Genomic DNA, 24,833 nt, shown 5'->3' on the forward strand with positions numbered 1-24,833 from the left:
TAAAAGCGGTCTGAAGTCTGGTAAATAACTTGCTCATCAAGGCATGCGCCACCGCTCCTAAGATTCCATATTAAGTGACACACATGAACTTACGCTACCCAAATATCCCCCTCATATTGAAAATTATTGATAAACAAATTCCTTACATTACTCTCTCTAAATCACCTATGACATTAAAGATAGTAATATTCGTGGTAGAATGTATTATTTATAACTTACCAACATCCTTAGAAAAAGTTCCATACGTAACCCTTTTGTTAGCCGGAAACAGGGAGACACCAGGGAAGAAAGACTTGGCCAAGGTGTTAAACATGAAGAAGCATGCAGGGGCCCCAAGCCCACCTCTAACTTATTAACACAAACAGTCCAAGCACACCGAAATATTATCTTAAACATCAGAAGGATTTGCATAAATGTAATTGAATTAAAAGAGTCGTACACTTTTTCAGGGTGAATTTCATAAAGAAAGAGCGAGCTTGATGGACAAGCTCGCTCTTTTTAGAACTTAATATGGGCTGGTGGCTGTAAATGTGAATGGAACGTCTGCTCCAGAATAGAGACCGACATATACATATTTCGTTCCACCAGGGATGACACCTGCTTCATTCGCACCCGCAGTGGCTACACCACCGATTTGTTGGAAATTCTTATCGTAGAAATATACATCATAATCGTATTCAGTATTGCTGGAACCTTCCAGCTTAAAGTTATGAATACCATCACCGTAAGGCTTCGGTAAAGTGATGACATACCCGTCAGCTCCCTGTGAAGCCGGCTCTGGATTCTGGGTAGTCACAAATTCGTTTTCCGTTACAGCCAAAGATGCTTCAGCACCAGCAAGGCTCCCTACACCCGTTCCTGCGTTACCGGCAGTTACCGTACCTTCTGCCACAAACGGCTCTTCCGGGGTGATTTCAATCGGCTCGACCTCAGACTTTTTAGAGAAAGCTTGAACTTCTGCGATTTGCACATACCCTTTGCTGTTATCTTGAGTGTCGTGGGCAATGAGTTTAAGATACTTCGCATCTACAGGTTGATCTAAGTCGAAACCTTGGTAATGCAAGTCTGCGATTGTAGGGCGTGGTTTTAGAGCTGTGAATTTATCCCTTACAACAGTAGTCCAGTTCTTACCATCCATAGATGTTTGAACAGTGAAGTTTTTCAGTGTAGCAAATCGGGATTTAGATATATCTTTCAAAGCACTCACTTGAACGTGGGAGATTTTCACTGCTTCATCGCCTGCCAGGTCAACGACAAACTCAGAACCTTTGAAACCATTTTCCTGCGTATCAGAAGCATAGACACTTGCTTCTGTATCATCAATGGCGAATTTCACGGGATTGCTGTCTGCTTCTCCTGATACTTCATCGATCTTCGCACCATTGAATGAGGAAGCGACGTTCGGAGATAGCTTGAATGACATTTTATTTGCTTTTCCAGGTTTGATTGCCACATCACGGATTGTTCTAGAACCATATCCTCTTGCCTGGATCGTAATATCATACGTCCCCTCAACGATATAATCAGCAAAGCTGCCTTCATCGCTGGATACGGACAATGGAGTGGTTCTTGCTTCGAATTCACCGATCATGATTCGTGCATCTTTGATAGGCTCACCTGTAGCAGCGTTCAAGACTTTTCCGACCAGCTGTCCGTTATGTTTTCCATCAGGGTGATTGAACGCAGGTGTCGGATCGGTATCGTCGCCACCTTCAGAATAAGCATCTGACCCTAGACCACGCTGGGCGAAAGCTTTCCAAAGAGTATCATAATGCGCTCCATCATATCGTTCGAAATCAGCAGCAATGATGGCAGTTCTCATCGCTTCCATGGACGGATCAGGTACAGAAATCGGCATTGCATCAATGACTAAATGCTCAGCAATTGATTCACCTTCAGCTTTTCCATATTCCGCAATCAATTGTTCGCGTACATGCCATAAGATCGCCGCCCAAATATCGCCGTCAGAGTGAACCTCAGGGCCACCGACATCATAGCCGATATCTCCATAGTTATAAGGTGCTTCATCAAGCGAGTAGCTTCGAATACCCGCTTCTTCATTTCCTGTAACATAAGCTCCTACTACAGGTTTATCTTGGAACCCTTCTTTGATCAAGTAGTGCATGCCGTACCAGTCGCCCCAGCCTTCGCCCATAGACCCGGACTGGTGGCTTCCTAATGCTTCACCACCGGCTACTAGACGATTGGATAAAGCATGGGAGTATTCGTGGTAAATGATTCCTGCATCAAAGTCACCATCTGCATACTCTCCTTCAAATGCACCTTCGATCGGCTCCCATAAGAACATTCCACTCCAGGAAGGAACACCATCAGGTAACGTCAGCATGTAAGCATTGTCACGACCTGTGTAGGTAGGAGCACCGCCGGAAGCTGCGCCAGCCTGCACAAGACCGAGAATCGCGTCGCCGCCAAGGCCGCCTTTGCCGTAGTTATTGTATTGCAGGTTGCCTGCTTCTTCTGTCCATCCAAGATTATAAAAATAATCATGGAACAAGTTGTGATGATAGAATAAGTTCGTTGCTGCACTATTCAGGTCATCAGCATAGGAAGGAGGGGTCGTCTGCCCTTTAGTTTCCTGCCAGGAGTTTTTGAATGTGAAACTGAACTCTCCCATAGGTGCCACTGGACGCACAGCTTGATCAGCAGGTGCCAGGAAGTTACTCCAGTTGGCATAGGAATTGGCGTTGTTCCCGAATGTGGTTACGCCGAGTGGAGATCCTGGTATCAACCATCCGTCTGGAGAAGCATCGGGGTCTCCATTGAATGATTTAAGCACTTGTGTACCACCTTTAGGAGCACCCGGATAGTTTTCAAAAATCAACCCTTCCGGATCTGCCAGGTGTTGGACAAGGGAACGTTTGTAGAGCTGTTTCCCATTCACAGCATCAATGACGATTTCATAGCCTTCATTCAACTCTTCAATGTATAAGACTCGATAAGCCGGTCGTACACCTTCTTCAGTGATGAATGCAGCTTTCTTCACACGCTGTTTCGTGGGCAGCACATCCGCTCCATCAAAGACGTCCCATCCATTTTCTGTTCCTAACGATTCTGGTGTATATGAAAGAGATGCGTTTTCCAAGCTGATTGCTTTATTTAGTGCATCAGAAGCCGTCAATTGGAAGTCATCAGCCATCTGTTTTGCTGGGCTCGCGTTTCCTGTCACAGATAGGATTCTTCCTTCTTCATTGACTGCCACAATCACACGACCGCCATAGACAGATTCTACTCCTCCAAACGTTTGCTGGAATGTTACAGGATGAAGTCCTGTTCCCTTCATCGCGTAATCACGGATGACATTCATGTTGTCGATATCTGCAGGACTCAGACCAAATATAGAAGCATGTTCTTTCAACCACTCCCGCGCTACAGTTTGCGCGTTTTTATTGGACGATTCCGTCAAATAACCTTGATCTCTCATGATTACAGACGGTGTACCGAATAAGGAATTCCATTTGACTCTTACTCCAGCCCCCACCTGCTCGATCAATTGATCAGCAGCTTTAAGTTGGTCTTTCGTTGGCAAAACACCGGATGTGACATCGCGTACATCAATGTTCAAATGATCATGCTGCTCATGAACATCACTCACCATAGGACTTGAAGTCAGAGCTTGGCTTCCCGTAGGATTGAGAAGCTGACTCGCTAAAATACCCGCCCCTAAAACGGACAACAGTTTGCGTTTTTTCATATGGTCGATAGCCTCCTAAGATTTAGCATTATGACAATTTTCTTCATCGATTGTTAAACTCCTATGTAAAAAACTCCATTTACTGACATGTGCCTACCAAGTTCATGTCTTAGGACTATACATGGGTACACCAAAAGGCGTAGAGGCATATAGGTATTACCCGGGAAATTAGAACTATTTAATAATGGCTCTGTTAAAGATTAATGTTGATTTATTCTTTTTGATCCTTTGTGAGTGGAAAGGCACTTTAGCCAACTTAACTTCCATTTAAAAGGTTTAATTTACAAATGAGAACCACTTATATAGGATGTCGTATCCTTTTTGGTTTTCACTCTTTTAACGAAATAGATGATTTCAATAAATAATCATGAAAAGGGTCGTCGGGGAAGGGGGAGACTCCCGCGGGAGAAGGAAACAGGCTCTGGTCCCACAGGGCTTTTGCCCGAGGAAGCTTGCCGGTTCCCCCTCTAGGTGCGCGGACCCTTCCCCGACGACCCTTCACTTCATATGTGGTTTGAATTCATTTCTGTCCAAACAGTTTTTTAAAACAGAGAATATCAACACCAGCCTTTAACAGAGCCTTAATAATAAAAATCCCCCGCTTCTCAGTTCATCTAAAGGTTAGATGGCCTGAAAAACGAGGGAATTTTATTAAGGTCATTTTTTCTTGTGGTCGTATTGCTCGAGCATATAAATCCGCTCCATCATCGTCGGATGACCATATCTCAAATATTTGACCAGAGCAGGAGGGTTCACCTCACTCAGCCCATTTACGGTTAACTCTTGAAATGAGCCGACTGCAGCTTCTTTATCTTGTGTCATCTGGATGGCGTATTCATCAGCCGCTTTCTCTGCTTGACGGGAAACGGCCAGTTCGATCGGACTTGCTGCAAATGACAGCAGCGAAAGTATCAAAAATAAAACTGGAAGTCCTGCAATATCAGATACTTTGTGGAAGTTCCATTTCCTTCCACATTTGCTCACGGCGAAGTTCATCAAATAATAAGCAAATAACAATCCGAAGAAAGCGGCGACAATAGCTCCGATTAAATTCCAATAAAGATGATTCATCACATAGTGGCCGATTTCATGTGCCATGATGAATAACACTTCATCCTCTTGCAGACGATTCAAAGTCGTATCCCAAAGCACGATACGCAAATTGGATCCGATCCCGTTTACATAAGCATTCATACTGTTTGTTTTCTCAGACATATTTACTTCGTATACGCGATCCGCGGGTATATCCGCCTGATCAGCCAGAGTGAGAATCTTATCTTCCAGCTGTTTATCTTGAAGAGTTGTGAAGTCATTATATAAAGGATCGATGACCACCGGCTGAAGATACATCATGAATACAAAAAACGGGATCATCAGCAGCCAAGCATACAACCACCACCGTTTTTGGGACCATTTCATTAACTTATAAAGTACAGTGATCAATAACGCCATGATGGCAAATCCAATCCAGAAGCTTATAATCTCATCCCGCATCCAACTGGAAAAACTTTGTGTTGAAATCCCATAATGTAGTGATAACTTTCGCTTAATATAGTCCAAGGGGAACATTATAAACCATGAGATTGTGGAAAGGAGCAGCACATAAATCGGGATTTGGATGGCTGAAAAACGAGAAACACCTTCACTGAAACGCTTAAAGACTACAGAAGCACCCATGAGCATGATACCTAGATATAACAACCATTCCAGTGGCTGACCAAGAAAAGAAAGAAAATACCTATATCTTGAATATTCCTCAGTAAGTTCAAGTTCTCTTGGAGTCATAAATGTTTCCGGGTCTGCAGCAGTGCCTTTGTATGCTTCGGGCACGCCGAATTCGCTCCATTGGAATAGGTAAAGCCCCAAGAGCAAAGCATAAATGCCGAATCCTAACAACGACCATAAAACAAAACGTTTTTTCACTTTCCCACCTCCGCTGCGTACGCTTCCCCTACATTGTACGAGCCTGTCCTGCCGTTTTAGAACCAATAGTATGATTATACCTCTTCTGCCCTGGATCTATAATCTCTTTTTCAAAAGTATAAAGCCTACCGCCTCCATTGAAGGGGACGATAGGCTTTGTTGATTACAATTGTTGATGAGCCCAGGCAGCTAAAATAGCGGAACCATTCGGCAACGCTTCCTCATCTAAATCGAACATCGGGTGATGTAGTGGATATACCGCATCCTTTTCTTCATTTCTTACTCCTATACGGAAGAAAATCGCCGGGATTTCATTCGCATAAAAAGAAAAATCTTCACCTCCCATGGAAGGCTTTACGATGGAAAAACGATTTTTTCCTAAGACTTCATTGACTGTTTGTTCAAGACCTGGGATCAAGGAGGAGTCGTTGAAAAGCGCTGGGTAGAAGTATTTATAATCGAATTTATAATTCATATCGAATCCTGACGTCACACCACCAATGACACGCTCCATCTTTACTTCCATTTGACTGCGGACTTCCGGATCAAGCGTGCGGACCGTTCCACCGATACGAACCCGGGGAGCAATGGCATTATCCGCACTTCCCCCGTGAATTTGTCCGATCGTCAATACCGTTGGAGCTAGAGGATCGGTCTGACGGCTTACCACTTGTTGCAATGAACTGATAACTTCAGCACTGACAGTTATGGAATCTGCAGCTTTATGAGGATGAGCCGCATGTCCGCCTGAACCAATAATCTCTAAATCAAAAAAATCAGCTGCAGCACATGTTTCTTTTTCAGTGCACGTTACGTATCCCGTTTCCACATCCGGATTCACATGCAATCCTGCGATAGCTTTTACGTCTGGATTTTTTAAAACTCCTTCATCAATCATTGCCCGGGCACCGAACAACCCTTCTTCGGCTGGTTGAAAAATCAGTTTCACATTACCCTTTTCAGGAGGATGATCCTTCAATAGCTTGGCAGCTCCAAGCAGCATTGTCGTGTGACCATCATGTCCGCATAAATGAGCTTTCCCTTCAATTACAGAAGCATACGGGGTATCTTTTTCATCTTGAATAGGAAGAGCATCCATATCGGCGCGTAGTGCTACAGTCTCTCCTTTTTCTTTACCTTCAGCTAAAGCTACAACTCCTGTTTTCGCAAAGACTTTTGGCTCATAGCCAAATTCTTTTAATTTATCTTGAACAAATTGAGAAGTTTTATATTCTTCAAAACCAGTTTCGGGATTTTGGTGCAGGGTTCTGCGCCATTCTGTCATCTGGTACTGTAAATTTTTCGCTTGTTGTAAAAATTCACTCATCTGCCTCACTCCTTGGTGACGAAAAATCATAAATCCCAGTATTTCACAACGATCTTCATGTTTTCAATTATTTTTTATATTTTTCTCAATACTGGGTTTTTTTCGTTTTTTTCCCTTTAATACAAAAATATAGTCTCTTATAATTCAAAACTGTATTCTTTTCAAACAATTTCAAATTTTAAAATGGTTAAAATAAAGGAAGGAGAAACACCATGGAACACTTCGGAATCTTATCATTACTCCCTTCCGTACTCGCTTTAATACTAGCGATATGGTCTAAAAGGGTCGTCCCATCGCTTCTATTAGGTATCTTGGTTGGAACGATCATGATTGACATACAGAATAACGGGGTCATTCATGCATTTCTTTTCTCGATTGTGAATTTGTTCGGAGCAATTGCCGGACATCCTGCTGACGCTGATGCAGGAATCAGGGGAATGGGGCTGGTAAAAGGGCCGGGAAGAGCTGAATTAGTCATCATCGTCTTATTACTCGGTGCATTTATCGGCGTATTGAATAAATCAGGGGGAGCTTACGCTTTCGGTCACTGGCTTGCAAATAAAGTACGTGGCAAAAAAGGGGCTCAGCTTTCTACAGCTGCAATGGGAAGTTCATTATTTACGAGTGCTTACTTCAGCTCTCTTGCAACAGGTACAGTTTTCCGCCCCATCTATGATCGAATGAACATATCAAGAGCTAAGCTGGCATTTTTCCTGGACTCTACTTCCTCTCCAATCAACGTTCTAGTCCCTATTTCAGGCTGGGTAGCATTTATGGGAGCGTTGATGGTGGACAACATCCAGAGTGTAGAAGACCCGATTGTAGGTATAGCAAAAACCGTGCCTTACAATTTCTATAATATTGTCATTTTGCTTGTCGTATTTTTAGTAGCTGCAGGAAAGATCAAAGATTTCGGCCCGATGAAACAAGCGGAAGAAAAAGCAAGATTCGAAAATAGAGCGTTCCAGGAAGTTGCAGCTTCCAAAGAGAAAAATGAGGAAGAAGAAACAAAACACAATGGGACTGTATCTGATATGGTCTTACCTTTAGGCATTTCCATTGCTCTTCTTGTCGTTTTAGGTCTCTGGAATTATACACTGACCTACTTTGCAGATATCCCTACATTGCCGTTGGATGGAAACAAGATGCTTCTCATCAGTTTTTCTGTCGGCATTGTCATAGCATTCATCAAATACATCGCCAAAGGATTGATGAGTGCCAAAGAGTTTTTGAATGAACTATACGATGGAAGCAAGTCCGTCATCCTGGGTGGTGTCATCATCATACTAGCCGTGACTTTAGGAGACATCATGCGTGCGACCGCCCCAGAAGGGGTGGGTGCAGCGGCCTATATTTCCGAAGTAGCTGAGGGGGTCATTCCAAGCAGCATCATTCCCGTAGCCATCTTCTTGATTTCAGGTTTCGTAGCTTTCTCTATGGGAACTTCTTTCGGTACATGGGCCATAATGATGCCGATCGGCGTGTCCTTGATGTATGCGACCGGCGGGGATCCCATCCTTGCAGCAGCTGCAGTATTATCCGGGGGCGCATTTGGTGATCATACGTCACCAATCTCCGATACAAGTGTCATGTCTTCCATCGGTGCAGACGTAGAACACATGGAACACATCAACACCCAGCTTCCTTATGCATTGATGGCAGCTGGAGTCGCTTCCGTACTCTTTTTGATAGCAGGTTTTATCATTTGAACAAACCATTACCTCACTCCATCGCATTCTCTGGTTGGAGTGAGGTTTTAATTTCATATCTTCTTGTGAAATATTGAACAAATAGGTTGCATTTCACCGATCCCCCTATTATAATAAAGTCATAATCAACATTGTGAAATAATTCACATGTGTTTTCAGTATCAATAACCCGACAAACAAAACACATTTTATTTACTCTTGTGAAATAGTGAGCAATAAAGTATATTTCAAACTCTTCTTTTTTTATTTTTATATGTGAAATTTTTCACAATATACTATGGAGGTAATCATTTATGAAAATTGCAGTCATTGGAAGTACTCACGCAGGTACAGCTGCAGTCACAAATATGGCAAATATGTACCCCGAGGCTCAAATCACAGTCTACGAACGTAACGATAATGTCTCCTTCCTGTCCTGTGGTCTTGCTTTATATGTTGGTGGGGTCGTGGACAATGCAGAAGAATTGTTTTACTCTTCACCCCAAAAATTACAAGAGCTTGGGGTAACGATGAAGCTGAAGCATGATGTAAAAGATATTGATACTGACCACCAAACCATTAAAGCCCAAAATTTGATCACAGGAAAAACGGTTACTGATTCTTATGACAAACTTGTGATGACTACGGGGTCCTGGCCGATCGTCCCTCCTATTGAGGGAATACAATTTGAGAATATTTTATTAGCTAAAAACTACGACCAAGCCAATACCATCATTGAAAAATCCAAATCAGCTGAAAAAATAACCGTAGTCGGTGGCGGCTATATTGGTGTAGAACTTGTCGAAGCTTTCGAAAAAGCCGGTAAACAAGTCACTCTGATTGATGGAGCAGACAGAATCCTTAATAAGTATTTGGACCCTGAATTTACAGATATGGTGGAAGAAGATTTTAAATTCCGAGGAATTACTTTAGCTTTGAATGAAACAGTGAAGAGCTTCCAAGGAGAATACGGATTTGTGAAACGTGTAGAGACCAATCACAACATTTATGAAACAGACTTAGTTGTCATGTGTGTCGGGTTCAAGCCAAATACGGATCTTTTAAACGGAAAAGTCGATATGCTGCAAAACGGTGCCATTAAAGTCGATGAATATATGAAAACAAGTGATCCAAATATTTTTGCTGCCGGGGATGCATGTGCTGTCAAATACAACCCGACAGGTAACCATGTATATATTCCTCTCGCAACAAACGCTGTACGCATGGGAACATTAGTTGCATACAACTTAATGGAACCGAGGATGAAACACATTGGAACCCAGGGCACATCTGGACTCCATATTTATGATTGGAATATGGCATCTACAGGTTTGACCGATACTTCCGCTCAAGCGGGTCATGTGAAAGTGGAAAGTGTCACGGTTGAAGAAGTACACCGTCCTGGATTTATGCCTACTGCTGAAAAGGTGAAAATGAAAGTGAGTTTCGATCCACTCACACGTCGTGTTTTAGGTGCTCAAGTCATTTCCAAAGCGGATGTCACCCAATCCATCAATACGATGAGTGTATGTATACAAAGCGGAATGACGGTTGATGAATTAGGGTTTGTTGATTTCTTCTTCCAGCCTCATTTCAATCAACCTTGGAATTTCATCAATAAGGCCGGGCTAAAAGCGGCACAATAACGATCAGACTCCTGGCTTGACCGGGAGTCTTTTCATGTATACGGCAAAATTTTTTTGTAGAGAAAAAAACCAAACGCTTATAGGAGTAAGCGTTTGGTTTCAACTCCGTTGTTTTTTCGCTTTTCTATATTTCTTCGTACTCCTCACATGTTTTCTTAGCTCATCCAAAGGGATACCATCGAGAAAAAACCCTTCTCTTGCGAACAGATCAGCAAACTGATGCTCATGGGTCAACGGCTTTTGTCTTACACTTTGACCAGCCTTGAATTCCGGCAAGGAATCCACCTCCAATGGTTGGATTTACTCTTTTATTCCCTTGGCTATTCTGGAACAAACCGCTGGATGTGCGATGAGAAGTTTCACTATTATGATTATGATTTTTAGAAAACGATTATGAACAGCGCTTATAGTTTTTTTAACTGGTTGACCATTTCAGCCATGCGCCTTACCGTAATTTGTATTTCCTCTTCACTCACATCAAAATGTGTAACAAAACGAATGGTATAAGGTCCAAAAGGTACAGCTAAAATACCACTCTCCTTTAACTGATCAAGAAATTGCTCAGCCGTTTTTTGACATTCTTCTACATTGACGAGGACGATGTTGGTTTCAACCGCTTTTTCTACTTTCAAACCATGGATATTCCCAATACCTTCCGCCAAAAGCTGTGCATTGGAATGATCCTCTTCCAGGCGGTCTACCATTTCTTCCAATGCTATCAGACCTGGTGCTGCGATCATCCCCACTTGGCGTAAGCCACCACCAAGGCGTTTTCTCCACTTCCTCGCTTTTCTAATAAACTCTGTGGAACCTGCTATAATGGATCCTGCAGGAGCTCCCAGTCCTTTTGAAAGACAAAATTGAACACTGTCTGTTTGGTCTGCAAATCTGTGAACAGAGATTCCACTTGCAATGGAAGCGTTAAATAAGCGAGCACCATCTAAGTGAACTGGAATTCCATGTTCACGGGCGATTTCATAAATGGCTTGCATGTTTTCCAAGGGGACTACAGCTCCGCCAGCTTTGTTATGAGTATTCTCTATACAAATCAAACTGGTGTCCGGGAAATGTACGTTTTCGGGACGTATTTTTGATCGGACTTCTTCCGGGTCCATGGCACCGTTAGTTCCTTTAATTGTTCGTGGCTGTACGCCGGCGAGAGCAGACATCGATGCTCCTTCATATAAAAAAATATGGGCCTCTTCCTCCATCAATACTTCATCACCAGGCTGACAGTGCGTCAAAGCCGTGATTTGATTGCCTTGAGTACCACTTGTCACAAACAACGCCGCTTCCTTACCCAGCATTTCTGCTGCTTTCAATTCCAGTCGTTGAACAGTCGGGTCTTCTTCAAATACATCATCTCCTACTTCTGCATCAAAAGCTGCCTGACGCATTTTTAGAGTCGGCTTTGTCACCGTATCACTTCGTAAATCAATCATATGTACAACCTCCTTATGTCTATTGTACGAGAGTTGCAGGTTTCCATAAACAGCAAACACAGTTATCCAAGATGTCGAAATAAAAAGGAAAAGAACTTTCGAAAATCGTTACTTAAAAAGAAGGGGGTGAAGAAAGAAGCATGTAAAGGCGTTGAGCTAAACATTGAGAGAAAAGATACTTGTTATTTTTAAGGTTTAACTTTATTCACATGTGGAAGAAATAAGTAACGAAATTAGTTACCCACAATTGTCCACAGACTTATTCACAATAATTGTTAATTTTCCGATATTCACAGGTTTCCTCACAATATAAACAAATTATCCACAGTTTAATCCACATATTCACATATCCATAGGTGTATATGGTAGTAGCATGTATGTTCGCTACCATATATGCTACTTATCCATAGCCTTATTCACAAGCTGTGGATATGACAAACTTCTTTAAAATACGACAAAATAAAAGGGTATCCCCGGTGGAGGATACCCTTTTTTCACTTTATTCCTGTGAACCTAGTGTTATAGTCAACGTGTTTTTCTTTCCATCGCGGTAATAAGTAATCTCTAATTTATCGCCTGGATCCTTTTGACTGTATAAATACTTTCTCAAGTCAATAATGTCTTCGACTTTCTCACCATCTAAAGCAGTAATGACATCAAGAGGCTTTAATCCAGCTTTTGCAGCCGGGGACATTTGTTTAATGCTCCGAATGTACAATCCGCCTTTCACTTCTTCAGGAAGGTTCAAAGTGTTGCTCCATTCTGCACTTGGAACCTCATTCAAGCCGTATGCTTCAATACCGATGTACGGTCGATTGACTTGACCGAATTCTTCCAATTCGTCAATAATCGGTTTGGCTGAATCAATCGGTATCGCGAAACCGATCCCTTCCACTGCCGATTTAGCGATTTTCATGGAATTGATGCCGATCAATTGACCTTCAATATTGATTAATGCTCCACCACTGTTCCCAGGGTTGATGGCTGCATCGGTCTGAATGACTTCTGCCTGCCAATCTTCCAGGCCGTCCCTGTTGAAATCTTGAGGAATGGCACGTTGCTTTCCACTGATAATCCCTTTTGTAACAGACCCTGAAAAACGAAGTCCAAGCGGGTTACCAATCGCAATAGCTGGTTCGCCAACTTTCAAGTTATCAGAACTGCCAATTTCTATCACATGTTTCACCTGATCATCAGGCATCTTAAGGACAGCTAAATCGGTAAAAATATCACTGCCGACAAGCTGGGCTTTGATTCGTGTCTCATCTGATAAAACGACTTCAATCTCATTAGCACCTTCGATGACGTGATTATTGGTGACCACATAAGCTGATCCATCTTCTTTTTTATAGATGACTCCCGACCCTACTCCTGCTTGCTGAGAAGAAGAGTCACTATCCTGCCAGAAATTTTGTTGTGATTGAATATTAACGACTCCAACGACGGAAGGTGTGACTTTATCAACCACTTCTGTGATCTGGGTCGTTACATTGACTTCTACATTCTTCGTATTATTACCGGTCAGACCTTGATCGTCTTCAACTAATCCACTTTCATCTTCCGGAATAGTAATATCATACGGAAGCAAATCGGTTTGTACGAGCGCCGGAAGTGCTAATAAAATGAGAACAGCTCCTAAAATGACACCGACAATGGTTGGCATTACCCAGCTGCGCCGTTGCTTTTTATTCTGAGTGGCTGCCGAATGGTCATCATAATAACCCACAAGTCTTCACCTGTCCTTTCTGTCCTACCCTGACTACTTAGGTATTCTTTCCTTTTTTATTGAAAAATAAAACGCTTTACACTTCATAAATCGGAGTCGCTTCTTGAGGATCGGTGTCATGAAGCTCGATTCTGCTCCCAACCTCGAAACCTCGCTCTTTTAAAATATTCGTTACGGACATTCGGGCTAAATCTTTCATATTATTATCCAAACTCAAGTGGGCTAAATACACTCGTTTCGTTCGATCAGTCAGAATGTCGGTCAAAGCCAGCGCACAATCTTCATTGGATACGTGGCCGGAATCCCCAAGGATCCTGCGTTTAACATTCCATGGGTATCTCCCCATGCGCAGCATGCTGACATCGTGATTGGATTCAAAAATATAAGCATCTGCATCTTCCACCGTTTTTTTAATACGTTCAGATACATAGCCGAGGTCCGTAACAAGCGCTACTTTTTTGCCCTCATGGTGAAATGTGTAGAACATAGGGTCTGCCGCATCGTGCGAAACCGCGAATGATTCTACATCAATTTCTCCGAAAGTCCGGGTCGTTTCCATATCAAAATGAAATTTCTGATCGATTGGTATTTTACCAATTTGATTTTCCATCGCTGTCCATGTTTTTTCATTCGCATAGATCGGAAGCTTATACCTGCGAGCCATGATTCCCAATCCTTTGATATGATCGCTGTGTTCATGAGTCACTAAAATACGTGAAAGGTCATGGGGATCGATATCGACCTGCCCAAGCAGATTTTCAATTTTCTTTCCACTCAATCCTGCATCAACAAGGATCTTTTCATTGCCCGATTCTATATAAAAGGCATTTCCAGTACTACCAGAAGCAAGTACACTAAATCTTAAGGACATGTGTTTGACACTCCATCTAATTAATTTCTCCAGAGCTTCTTTGATTATTAGCTGTTAAATCACTGATTTGTTTCGTTAAATTATAGGTCGCCTCGATTTCTTTGATGAAATCTTCTTCTTCAATCGTGATAATCGTACCATCAATGGCATAAACAAAGTGATTTTCACTTTCATTGACAGTTACTTTCCATGTCGGCCCAAAAACCTGCGGTCCGCTTTCCTGGCCCGGAGCCAGGTTCAAACTGTTATGATAACCGATCGTCATTTTCGTCACTTGATCGCCTGAAGTGATTTTTTCTTCTTCATACAGCTGTTTGACAACCCTCTTGGAGTCGATCAAGTCTACCATCTGTTCCTTTTCAGAGTCTTCTCCGGGAGAATCAGAAAAGGCCAATAAAGTAGCGATATAACCAGTGATTTTATTGTTTTTTACCTGGACCATCAAAAATCCGCCTTTATTAAAGTAAACCGTACGGTCATTCACCTTTTGGAAAAACAATAAAACCCCATTGTCTTTATTCCAGCCCCAGTACGAATATTGGTTACTGAAAGGAAAGACAGAATTCACCTGTTCCAGAACGTTTTCACTGGTCACTTCTACCGGTTCTTCCAATTGTGCTTTCAAAACATTTCCACTGGGCAGAGAGACGATCTGTTCCCCCTCATCTTCCAAAGTTTTCATCTTGGAGATGATTTCTTCAGAAAACTTACTTTCCTCCGAAATTAATATCGGTACTTCAGGGGTTTCTTTCGGAATAGCATCCGGCGCAAAAGTTACATCATTATTTTCTAATACTGTTTCTATATCTTCGGATGCCGAATAAGTGATTTTTCCTAATTCAGCTTCTTGCTGCTTCTCTAAGAATTGTTGAAGTAAATATAAATCAAGAATAAGAAAACTTAGAATGAACAGAACTTTGATTTGACCCCATTGCATTTACATCGCCCCCCTCCTTAAGACACTTCTTCATTTTGAGAAAGCTCTGTATTTTCGGTGACAGCTATCCACTGACCATCAATATTTACAAACCACTGGGGAATCAAATAATAAGCAAGACCATGTTCTTCTTCTTTAAGTTCATAACCGATCCGTAAGCCTTGAATATTTTCATATTTGAATTTGGATTTTTTCAACCTCTCAGCGATATCTTCCCCGGAAAGTAACTCTCCCACCGAATCAGCGCTGTTAATGTTAAACCTCGACTCTTTGAATTGTAAAAGAGGGCGGGCATATGCTTGAATCGCTCCTTGCTCATACTTGATGTACATGGTGGCCACATCCACATAATCCAAGCTCTGAAGTATAGGAAGACCCTCGAAATACATCCTGTAATTGACTTTTGCACTAAATTGTAAAATATCTTCCAGCTTAAAATCATTCGTCCAGCCTAAATGTTCATTGATATCCTCACGGCTTTGCTCCAACAACTCGAACTTACCTAAATCAGTAGCATTCGCCTCATTAGGAATTTGATAAATATACTTCAGCTTTTTATCGTTGCTCATCACTTCAAGGTGACGGTATACATCACGAATCAACCGCTCCCCCGTAGAGGAGGTTGAATCCGTCACAACTGATGAGGATGGGAATAGATAATTCTGCAACGGAGTTACCGGTATGGAATCGGCCTGCAATACGACAGAAGGATACGTCCGCTTTTCTTTTGAAATATAAATATGATTGAATCCATCATCTGACGTGTTTGCTTCGTCCATGTAATCAGCTAAGCGTACTTGTTCAACCATATCTTTTTCGGTAGATGTACTAAATAAACTATTTCCATCGACTTCCTCTAGCTGAGCCCGCAGTTTTGTTCCATTTACTTTTTCTTTTGAATTGATGACAAACAATTCGTACTTCCCTGCAGACTGTTCCTCATGGTTATGAGTAACTACGATACGATCGAAACTTTGCGATTGATTCAAAATTTCGGCAGAAGGAATCGAAACGAGTTTCTTCAATGCCAACATCGGAATTTCTGTCGGGAAAATGATTTCAACCATCTCTTGCCCTTCACTTGGTTTGGCGGCATTCGGGTTTTTATTTATACTCGACAATTTCCACTGCTTCATATCAGTGTAAGCATCTTTCAAATCTCCCGTGTTCGCGTATGAATAATACCCCTGATCTTTGTGGAACACATATTGTTCAGGTTCAATAAGGGTGAGTAACTCGTTTGTTTCTCCAATCCCCTCTAATTTTGTATCTTCAACAACTTTTTCTTTTTGCAGCTCATCCACACTAGGCTGATAATTCCATAGTGCAACACTCAAAATCAAACTGAAAGCTATTAAAATCACCAAAATCACGGACTTAAGTGCTTCTTTATTCATGATTTCCCCTCCGCTTCTGACTCATTAGCGGTAGAGTAAAGAGAATGGTCGTCCCTTTACCTTCTTGACTTTCAGCCCATATCTTTCCATGATGGGCATCAATCATTTCCCGGGCAATGGCAAGCCCGAGTCCAGTTCCGCCCATCTGTCTAGCGCGGGACTTGTCGACTCGATAAAATCGATCGAAGATTTTATCTACGGTATCAGCAGGCATCCCGATACCTTCATCTGCTATCGTTACCCGCATCTGCTTTTTAGTAGAGTAGGCCTCAAAGCGGATCGTACCCCCTTCCGGTGAGTACTTGATCGCATTGGAGATGACATTATCCAACACTTGCGTAATTTTATCTTTATCAATCCATACATACATTTTCTTTTTCGGTAAATGACGGACGAATGTAACGTTCTCATCTTTGTTCATTTCAAACCGATCGATGACTTGGTTGAAATATTCGACAAACTCCACTCTTTCCTTCACTAAGCTCGTCTCTTTATGATCCATTTTCGTTAATTGAAGTAAGTCATTGACTAAGCGAATCATCCGATCCGTTTCATTCTGAGTGACATCAAGAAACCTTGGAGCGATGTCTGGATCCTGCCAAGCTCCATCATTCAAAGCCTCGATATAACTTCTCATCGTAGTCAATGGCGTACGGAGTTCATGGGATACATTGGAGACGAACTCCCGCCGCTCCTGTTCGACCTTCTCTTGTTCGGTTACATCACTGATTACAGAAATGAACCCGTTCATTTCATTGTTCTCATCTTCTATCACTGAAAAATTGGCCTTCAATAAGAGGTGCTTCTCATCCGTACTCAAATCAATGATTGTCGACCCTGTCTCCTCGACTTCAGAGATATCCTCCATCTGATCGTTCAAATCAAGGACATCCACCAGTGACTGCCCCTGGACTTCATCAAATGTCTGACCAAGAAGTTTAGACGCCGGCTCATTCATCAGAATGATCGCTCCGAGCCGATCTGTTGCTATGACACCATCCGACATATTGGAGAGAACAGAACTCAACTTTCGGCGTTCCCCCTCGGTTGTCGCCTGGGCTAACCGCAATTTATCATTAAGATCATTGAACGTAATTCCCAGCTGTCCGATTTCGTCATTTCCTTTAATATCGACTTTCTGAGAAAAGTCTCCCGTTGCCATAATTTGAGCTTGTTTCTTCATTTGCGTCAGTGGATTCGTGATCGTACGTGCAACTAAAATACCAAGAATCGCCGTTATTGTAATGGCAAGCAAAGTTCCTCTGGCAAATATTCCATTGATCGACTGAAGTTGATCATAGATGTCTTTCATGCTCGTTTCAAAGCGTAAAACCCCGACGACATTGCCGGACTCATCCGTAATGGGTTTTGAACCTACCCAGAGCCGCGTGTTCGACTCTTTATCGACATAAACCTGCTGTTCGGTTTCTCCAAGCATAAACACTTTCGTAATACGGATATCCGTCACCTTTTTACCGATGTTCTTCTTATCTCCTCCAGAAGAGGCAATAAGGTTAGGTCCATCGTCATAGACGGACAGTTTACGAATATCATCTGTATCATTAAAATCATTCAATAACGAATTGATTTCAGATTTAAGAGTTGGATCCGCCTCTCCGCGTTCGGCTTCAAATGCACTTTGCAAGCTGAAAGCTAAAGAGTCCAAACGGCCGTTCATCGAGGTTGTGAAATTCTCAACCAATTGTTCCTCCAACTTCCCAACAAAATAGGCACCAATGACTTGGATGCCTAATAAGAGAAGCAATATATAGATGACAACAAACTTCAGCCGGACCGACTGAAAGAAACCCACCTTTTTCATAAGACCATTACTCCTGCTCTGGGTTTCTCAAATAATAACCGACTCCTCGACGGGTCACGATCCAGGAAGGGTTACTAGGATTTTCTTCAATTTTTTCACGAAGGCGGCGAACAGTCACATCCACTGTACGGACGTCTCCATAATAGTCATACCCCCAAACCGTTTCCAGCAAGTGTTCACGGGTCATTACTTGACCGATATGACGAGCTAAGTAGTGCAGCAATTCGAACTCACGATGAGTTAACTCGATATAATTTCCATCTCTTGTAACCGTATAGGCGTCAGGATGAATCGCCAAACGACCAATCGTAATATCCTTAGGTTGATCATTATCTTCCGGCTCTTGCTGCTGGCGGCGCAAGTTTGCTTTCACCCGCGCAATCAATTCACGATTGCTGAAAGGTTTGGTCACGTAATCATCGGCTCCCATTTCCAAACCAAGCACTTTATCAATCTCAGCATCTTTAGCCGTAAGCATGATGATCGGCATATTATGCTTTTTTCTCACTTCACGACATACTTCGTTTCCGTCTTTATTCGGAAGCATGATATCAAGTAGGATTAGATCCGGCTTTTCATCGTATGCCTTTTGAATGGCTTCATCACCATCATGGGCGCATACCACTTCATAACCTTCTTTTTCCAAGTTGAATTTCAATATATCCGCTATCGGTTTTTCGTCATCGACTACTAAGATTTTCGGTGCCATAGAAAGTCACATTCCTTTCTTTGTCTACTATACTTTCTCTCATTTTAACTTATTTAGATGCAAATGTCTTTTTTAACCACAAATGTTACGAATTCGTAATGATAAGTGTGATGTAAAAATCCGCTATGATCATCTATCATAGCGGATTGGTTTCTAATAAAAGGACATAGGATTTTTTATATTTCCCTCTTTATGAATTTCAAAGTGTAGGTGAATGCCGGTAGAATTTCCGGTAGTACCCATAACACCGATTTTGCTTCCACGTTTCACTGTATCTCCTACCTCCACATCAAAGGAAGATAGGTGGGCATAAATCGTTTTATACCCGTTATTGTGATCAATGACAACTTTGTTACCGAATCCACTTTGACGTTCTGCGACAATCACCTTTCCGTGGTCGGCAGCTTTGATGGTACGGTCGCTTACACCGGCAATATCAATACCTTTATGCATGCGGCCCCATCGCTGACCTAGTTCACTGGTAACCGTGCCTCCGACAGCAGGCCATACAAAATCTCCTGTCCCTCTGGATGGAATTACCTTTGTTCCTTCCAGAATGATTTTATTTTGTGGTTCCTTCGTTGTTTCTTCTTTTGTAACCGTCTCTTTTTCTAACTGTCCATTTTTGAAAACTTTTGTAAAGGAAATCGATTTTTCTCCGTCTTTACCTTTTTGTTTTACTTCAGACTCTCCCTTATATAGGTCATCTGTTTTCTTGACTTCCGTTTCAAAAGGAACCTTTTCCGTTTTAATTCCTCTCTCTTTTACAATCACTTCCGTCAAAGGAGACATCTTTTCAGATTTTTTTACAACTTTATCTTCTTCTGATTTATCACCATCAGAATCTTTGTTCATAAGGTGATCCTTGGATAAGTCATAATGAACTTCAGCTTTTCCTTTTTCAATAAGGTCAACGGTCTCTTCAACTGTGGAAAGCTTGTCAGGGGAGACCTTTGTTTCTTCACGATCAATCGCTTCACTCATGCTTACATGTACTACTTCGGATTGATTTTCTTGAATAGCAGGTTCCTGGGCTTTCGCTTTTCTTTCCTCTAATTTTTTTAGAGTGTCCGGATCGACATGTTTTTGTTTCAATTTCTGTTCGACTTGTTTGGCTTGTTCTTCTGTCGGGAGGTAAGCAATGGTATTTCCATCAATGTTCAAGCCTACGGCATCAACTTCTAACGTCACCTCATCTTCAAGCGTATCCATGACTTCGTCGTTATTGAATTCTGGAGAAAATTGTCTTTCTAATTTGAATGAGACTTCTTCTTGTATTTGGGCATCCCAATGATCATTCTTCTCTTCTGTCTGTTTGATTTTTTCCTCAACGTAATTTTTCACTTTTTCTTTTTCATCAACTAAACCGACATGTTTACCATCCACATAGACGTGGTATGTAGTTTGTAGATTACTTTCTGCATATACGGTTCCTACAGTTAATAACATACCTAAAAACACGACAGCAGCTACTCTCTTACTGAATCCTATATATAAAAACATGCTGTTTCCTCCTGTTAAACTTTACCCTTGTCAAACAAATGAATATACAATCGTAGTTTTTCACTCATATAATCTATCATAGCTGCAGACTTGTTAAAATAGATTTATCAAGATGTAATGTATATATAATATTCTTTCAAAAAAATAGAAATTAAGAGTGTAATTTTAAACAAATAGAGTCATTCTAAAATACATATTTTACAAATGAGTAACATTAATAATATGAATAATATGGTAAATGATTAAAAACCTGAGAAATTGGATTAGTTCTACCAATTTCTCAGGTTTTTCAGCGGCAAAACGAAAAAAACGTCTGCGTAAGTACGCAGACGTTCAAAGTGGCTCGGGACGGAGTCGAACCGCCGACACACGGAGCTTCAATCCGTTGCTCTACCAACTGAGCTACCGAGCCATCATGTTTGCATTTCAAATTTTTACTACATCTTTCAAGTTTCGATGACATATTCGATAACAGATTGCTGTAATTTCGAGTCATTTCACATAAAAGAGAGAGTATAATGAAAGTGGCGGTCCGGACGGGACTCGAACCCGCGACCTCCTGCGTGACAGGCAGGCATTCTAACCAACTGAACTACCGGACCAAAATAGTGTTGTTTACCGCAACGAATAATATCATACCATAGGATACCGATCCATGCAATATACTTTTTCATAATGATATAGAATGAGCATCCACTTGTTGATAATCTCTTAAAATGAAAGGAGGGTGAGTAATGAAAAAAGTTTTGAAACCGGCCTCTTTTTTTATCATCCTGTTTTTCTCAATTCTTTCCCTCTATCTACAGTTCAGTCCGCCTTTGAGTCACGGGTTCGTTGGTTCTACAATGGATAAAGAATCAGTGATTGTATCACTTGTGAATAATAATATACTTGGAAAGGTCCGCATCACAAACGTTAAGGTTAATGGTAAAGAACCTCCTGTTAAAATGATGATGCAAGTCAGTCATAAAGACAAAGGATTTTCTATATCTGACTCATATGAAGAAGCATATGGGATGAACAACATTTCTGATTCAAGTGCTAGACATGTACGTACGATCTTCCTGTCCTCTCAAAAGTCTCAACCCGAGAAAATTTACGGCTTAAGCATCTCTCAAGGAAAACCTATCAATAGAATCGAGGTTTCTTATCGATACCTTGGATTATCTTTTGTGAAAACGATAAGTTTATAAGATATTTACGAAGGAAAAGAACGACTTACGATTCCATCCACTTCAATATTTGATGAGGATCTTCAGACTCAAATATCAGCTCCTTGTTTTGTTCAGGAACGAAGCCTGCTTCAATTGAATGCTCGATCAACTTCATCAATGGCGTATAATACCTATGGATATTGAATAATGCCATCGGTTTTTTATGCAAGCCAATTTGTGCCCAGCTAACTGTCTCAAATAATTCCTCAAAGGTCCCGAAACCTCCTGGAAGCGCAATATACCCATCAGCTAATTCGCTCATTTTCGCTTTCCTTTCATGCATCGTTTCCACTTCAATAAGCCTTGTGATATCTGGGTGGATGATTTCTTTCTCAAATAAATGGGTCGGCATGATTCCCGTCACTTTGCCGCCATGTTTTAAAATGCTGTCTGCCAAAACTCCCATCAATCCGCTCTTCGCACCACCATAAACAAGTTCAATGCCTTTCTCAGCGAATACTTCACCTAACTCTTTCGTTTTACTTTCATACGATGGATGACTTCCCTTACTTGATCCCGCAAACACGCAAATCCGTTTCACGTGAAACATCTCCTTTCCTTCCATATGTTAAACAAAACACGCCTGACCTAACCCTGTCAGACGTGTTCCTATTTTTATTCACTATAAACGCTTCGAACCACATTCGTCTGGGCACGATCCGGGCCTACGGAAAAAATGGATAAAGGAATTCCTGTAAGCTGTGAAACACGTTCAATGTAATGACGTGCATTTTCAGGTAGATCGCTTAACGTTTCTGCCCCTGTAATATCTTCTGTCCACCCCGGCATCTCTTCATAGACAGGCTCGCATTCTGCCAGAACTTTTAAGCTGGCAGGGAATTCTTCCATGATTTCGCCTTTGTACTTATAAGCTGTACAGATTTTTAAAGTTTCAATGCCAGTCAAGACATCAATGGAGTTCAAAGATAAATCGGTGATGCCGCTCACTCGACGGGCGTGACGTACCACCACACTATCAAACCAACCGACTCTTCTAGGACGGCCTGTAGTCGTTCCATATTCATTTCCTACTTCACGGATCTGATCCCCTGTTTCATCCTCTAATTCTGTAGGGAATGGACCGTCTCCTACACGCGTGGTATACGCTTTGGATACACCAACGACATGTTTGATTTTTGAAGGTCCTACCCCTGATCCAATGGTTACTCCACCAGCAATTGGGTTGGAGGAAGTGACAAACGGGTACGTCCCCTGGTCGATGTCCAGCATGACGCCTTGTGCACCTTCGAATAGAATTCTACGCCCTTCATCAAGATTATCATTCAGTACGACAGAAGTATCACATACATAATGCGCAATTTGCTGGCCATACTCATAATATTCTTCTAGAATTTCATCGACAGTAAACGGCTCTATACCATAGACTTTTTCCAACAGACGATTTTTTTCTGCCAGATTTTGCTCAAGTTTCTCACGGAAACTCTCCTTGTCTAGTAAGTCAGCGATGCGGATTCCCATCCGGGCTGCTTTATCCATGTAAGCAGGGCCGATCCCTTTCTTTGTCGTACCTATCTTATTAACACCTTTATCTTCTTCTTGAAGAGCATCCAGTTTTAAGTGATAAGGCAGGATAACATGTGCACGATTACTGATTCGTAAGTTATCCGTGGAAACCCCTTTATCATGTAAATACTTCAACTCTTCCAAAAGAGCTTTAGGATCAATGACCATTCCATTTCCTAGAACACAAATTTTATCTTCAAAAAAAATCCCGGAAGGAATTAAGTGCAATTTATAAGTTACTCCATCAAATTTAATTGTGTGACCTGCATTGTTACCACCCTGATATCGAGCTACAACTTCAGCATTTTGAGAAAGAAAATCGGTGATTTTCCCTTTTCCTTCGTCTCCCCATTGGGTTCCGACTACAACCACTGACGACATAAGGCACCTCCGCCAAAAATTTGTTTTTATATGTTTTCCACCGTCAGTTTATCAATGATAAAAGGACAAGTCAATCTAATATCCGAACATTATAAATTAAAAATAAAATATCGTTCGATAATTGGTTTGTTCCAACAAAAACCTTAACACTTATTAACACTTATATAACTTGTGTTTAATTATTTTTTTACTTATAATGACTTAAAAAGGATAGATGTGGAAGGAGGAAGGGGAATGTATCAAGAAGAACGTATCATTGGAATTCTTCAATTCTTAAAAGACCATAGACGTATATCTGTGGAACAAATTTGCGAGAAATTCAACGTTTCCAGAGATACAGCAAGAAGAGATTTAGTAAAGTTGGAAGATCGGAAAGCCATCGTTCGTACAAGAGGCGGTGCCATCCTTCCTTCTTCTCACAATCAAGTGAAGAATTACAGTCATCGTCTGAAGACTGTATCTTCAGAGAAGCAGCGAATCGGCAAAGAAGCAGCAACTATGATTCATGATGGGGACAGAATCATCCTTGATACTTCTACCACAGTACAAGCATGTGCCAACCATATGGGTGCCATCGACTGTACAGTCATTACCAATTCCATTCATCAGGCGGAAAGCCTCTCAAATAAAGAACACGTCAATATACAGCTTCTAGGTGGCCAATTAGAGAAAGAACACCGTTTTTTATATGGTACATCAGTGATTGAACGTCTAAAAAAATTTAACGTCGATAAAGCGTTTATTGGCGTAGTCGGCATCTCGGACAAAGGTCTGACGATTGCCCATGAGGAAGATGGAATGGTCAAACGGAATATGATGGAGCAGGCCAGCGAAGTCATCGTTCTTGCTGATCACACGAAGTTCGGTACTACCGAGTTCTTTCAATTTGCAAGTTTAGATGATGTCGATGTAATCATCACTGATAAAGCACTCGATTATCAATATCAGAAATTAATGGATGATCACCATGTACAACTGATTGTTACAGAACGATTCAATTAATACCGTCCA

18 protein-coding genes and 2 tRNA genes are annotated in these 24,833 nt (G+C 41.5%); 4 read left to right on the forward strand and 16 right to left on the reverse strand.

The window, feature by feature from the left end; all coding sequences use genetic code 11:
- Positions 1-505: 505 nt before the first annotated feature.
- The 3 genes from LCL89_RS12395 to LCL89_RS12405 all read right to left on the reverse strand — a co-directional run bounded on the left by LCL89_RS12395 (position 506) and on the right by LCL89_RS12405 (position 6,962).
- Positions 506-3,712 carry a M36 family metallopeptidase gene (locus LCL89_RS12395; RefSeq protein WP_224810371.1) on the reverse strand — a complete coding sequence of 1,069 codons (3,207 nt, stop codon included), beginning with the start codon at positions 3,710-3,712 and terminating at the stop codon, positions 506-508.
- Positions 3,713-4,369: 657 nt separating this feature from the next.
- A complete protein-coding gene (locus LCL89_RS12400; RefSeq protein WP_224810372.1) occupies positions 4,370-5,635 on the reverse strand; it encodes a M48 family metallopeptidase in 1,266 nt (421 codons plus the stop codon).
- 163 nt (positions 5,636-5,798) lie between these two features.
- Complete coding sequence (locus LCL89_RS12405; RefSeq protein ID WP_224810373.1) at positions 5,799-6,962, reverse strand: M20 metallopeptidase family protein; 1,164 nt, start codon at positions 6,960-6,962, stop codon at positions 5,799-5,801.
- Between the two features lie 212 nt (positions 6,963-7,174).
- Between LCL89_RS12405 and LCL89_RS12410 the strand changes: the two genes are divergently transcribed.
- The gene (locus LCL89_RS12410) at positions 7,175-8,671 is read left to right on the forward strand and encodes a Na+/H+ antiporter NhaC family protein (protein ID WP_224810374.1); all 1,497 of its coding nucleotides are present in this window, start codon (positions 7,175-7,177) and stop codon (positions 8,669-8,671) included.
- 293 nt (positions 8,672-8,964) lie between these two features.
- Positions 8,965-10,296, forward strand: coding sequence for an FAD-dependent oxidoreductase (locus tag LCL89_RS12415; protein WP_224810375.1), 1,332 nt, complete (start codon positions 8,965-8,967; stop codon positions 10,294-10,296).
- A 99-nt stretch (positions 10,297-10,395) separates the two neighbouring features.
- Here LCL89_RS12415 and LCL89_RS12420 read toward each other — a convergent pair whose 3' ends face one another.
- The 11 genes from LCL89_RS12420 to LCL89_RS12470 all read right to left on the reverse strand — a co-directional run bounded on the left by LCL89_RS12420 (position 10,396) and on the right by LCL89_RS12470 (position 21,305).
- Complete coding sequence (locus LCL89_RS12420; RefSeq protein ID WP_197316935.1) at positions 10,396-10,572, reverse strand: hypothetical protein; 177 nt, start codon at positions 10,570-10,572, stop codon at positions 10,396-10,398.
- Positions 10,573-10,700: 128 nt separating this feature from the next.
- Complete coding sequence (ltaE, locus tag LCL89_RS12425; RefSeq protein WP_224810376.1) at positions 10,701-11,738, reverse strand: low-specificity L-threonine aldolase; 1,038 nt, start codon at positions 11,736-11,738, stop codon at positions 10,701-10,703.
- A 499-nt stretch (positions 11,739-12,237) separates the two neighbouring features.
- Positions 12,238-13,464 (reverse strand): S1C family serine protease, encoded by a 1,227-nt coding sequence (locus tag LCL89_RS12430; RefSeq protein ID WP_318245624.1) that lies wholly within the window; start codon positions 13,462-13,464, stop codon positions 12,238-12,240.
- A 76-nt stretch (positions 13,465-13,540) separates the two neighbouring features.
- Positions 13,541-14,335, reverse strand: coding sequence for an MBL fold metallo-hydrolase (locus LCL89_RS12435; protein WP_224810377.1), 795 nt, complete (start codon positions 14,333-14,335; stop codon positions 13,541-13,543).
- A 16-nt stretch (positions 14,336-14,351) separates the two neighbouring features.
- On the reverse strand, positions 14,352-15,272 hold the full coding sequence (locus tag LCL89_RS12440) for a two-component system regulatory protein YycI (RefSeq protein WP_197316932.1): 921 nt from the start codon (positions 15,270-15,272) through the stop codon (positions 14,352-14,354).
- A 17-nt stretch (positions 15,273-15,289) separates the two neighbouring features.
- Positions 15,290-16,669, reverse strand: coding sequence for a YycH family regulatory protein (locus LCL89_RS12445; protein ID WP_224810378.1), 1,380 nt, complete (start codon positions 16,667-16,669; stop codon positions 15,290-15,292).
- Positions 16,662-18,491: a cell wall metabolism sensor histidine kinase WalK gene (walK, locus tag LCL89_RS12450; RefSeq protein WP_197316930.1), complete on the reverse strand. Its 1,830-nt coding sequence runs from the start codon at positions 18,489-18,491 to the stop codon at positions 16,662-16,664. The genes LCL89_RS12445 and walK overlap by 8 nt, the downstream gene beginning before the upstream one ends.
- Positions 18,492-18,498: 7 nt before the next feature.
- Positions 18,499-19,200 carry a response regulator YycF gene (gene yycF, locus LCL89_RS12455; protein WP_197316929.1) on the reverse strand — a complete coding sequence of 234 codons (702 nt, stop codon included), beginning with the start codon at positions 19,198-19,200 and terminating at the stop codon, positions 18,499-18,501.
- Positions 19,201-19,353: 153 nt separating this feature from the next.
- A complete protein-coding gene (locus LCL89_RS12460) occupies positions 19,354-20,703 on the reverse strand; it encodes a peptidoglycan DD-metalloendopeptidase family protein (RefSeq protein ID WP_224810379.1) in 1,350 nt (449 codons plus the stop codon).
- A 339-nt stretch (positions 20,704-21,042) separates the two neighbouring features.
- Positions 21,043-21,115 (reverse strand) — tRNA-Phe (locus LCL89_RS12465).
- A 113-nt stretch (positions 21,116-21,228) separates the two neighbouring features.
- Positions 21,229-21,305 (reverse strand) — tRNA-Asp (locus LCL89_RS12470).
- Positions 21,306-21,437: 132 nt separating this feature from the next.
- Here LCL89_RS12470 and LCL89_RS12475 point away from each other — a divergent pair.
- Positions 21,438-21,896 (forward strand): hypothetical protein, encoded by a 459-nt coding sequence (locus LCL89_RS12475; RefSeq protein WP_224810380.1) that lies wholly within the window; start codon positions 21,438-21,440, stop codon positions 21,894-21,896.
- Positions 21,897-21,921: 25 nt separating this feature from the next.
- On the opposite strand, the gene LCL89_RS12480 is transcribed toward LCL89_RS12475, so the two are convergent.
- The gene (locus LCL89_RS12480; RefSeq protein ID WP_224810381.1) at positions 21,922-22,458 is read right to left on the reverse strand and encodes an LOG family protein; all 537 of its coding nucleotides are present in this window, start codon (positions 22,456-22,458) and stop codon (positions 21,922-21,924) included.
- A 74-nt stretch (positions 22,459-22,532) separates the two neighbouring features.
- Entirely contained in the window at positions 22,533-23,822 is a 1,290-nt protein-coding gene (locus tag LCL89_RS12485; RefSeq protein ID WP_197316925.1) for an adenylosuccinate synthase, read from the reverse strand.
- A 234-nt stretch (positions 23,823-24,056) separates the two neighbouring features.
- On the opposite strand from LCL89_RS12485, the gene LCL89_RS12490 reads away from it, so the two are divergent.
- Entirely contained in the window at positions 24,057-24,824 is a 768-nt protein-coding gene (locus LCL89_RS12490) for a DeoR/GlpR family DNA-binding transcription regulator (protein WP_224810382.1), read from the forward strand.
- Positions 24,825-24,833 lie beyond the last annotated feature (9 nt).

This window comes from Halobacillus yeomjeoni, from assembly GCF_020171525.1.
In the GTDB taxonomy this organism is placed as follows: domain Bacteria; phylum Bacillota; class Bacilli; order Bacillales; family Halobacillaceae; genus Halobacillus; species Halobacillus yeomjeoni.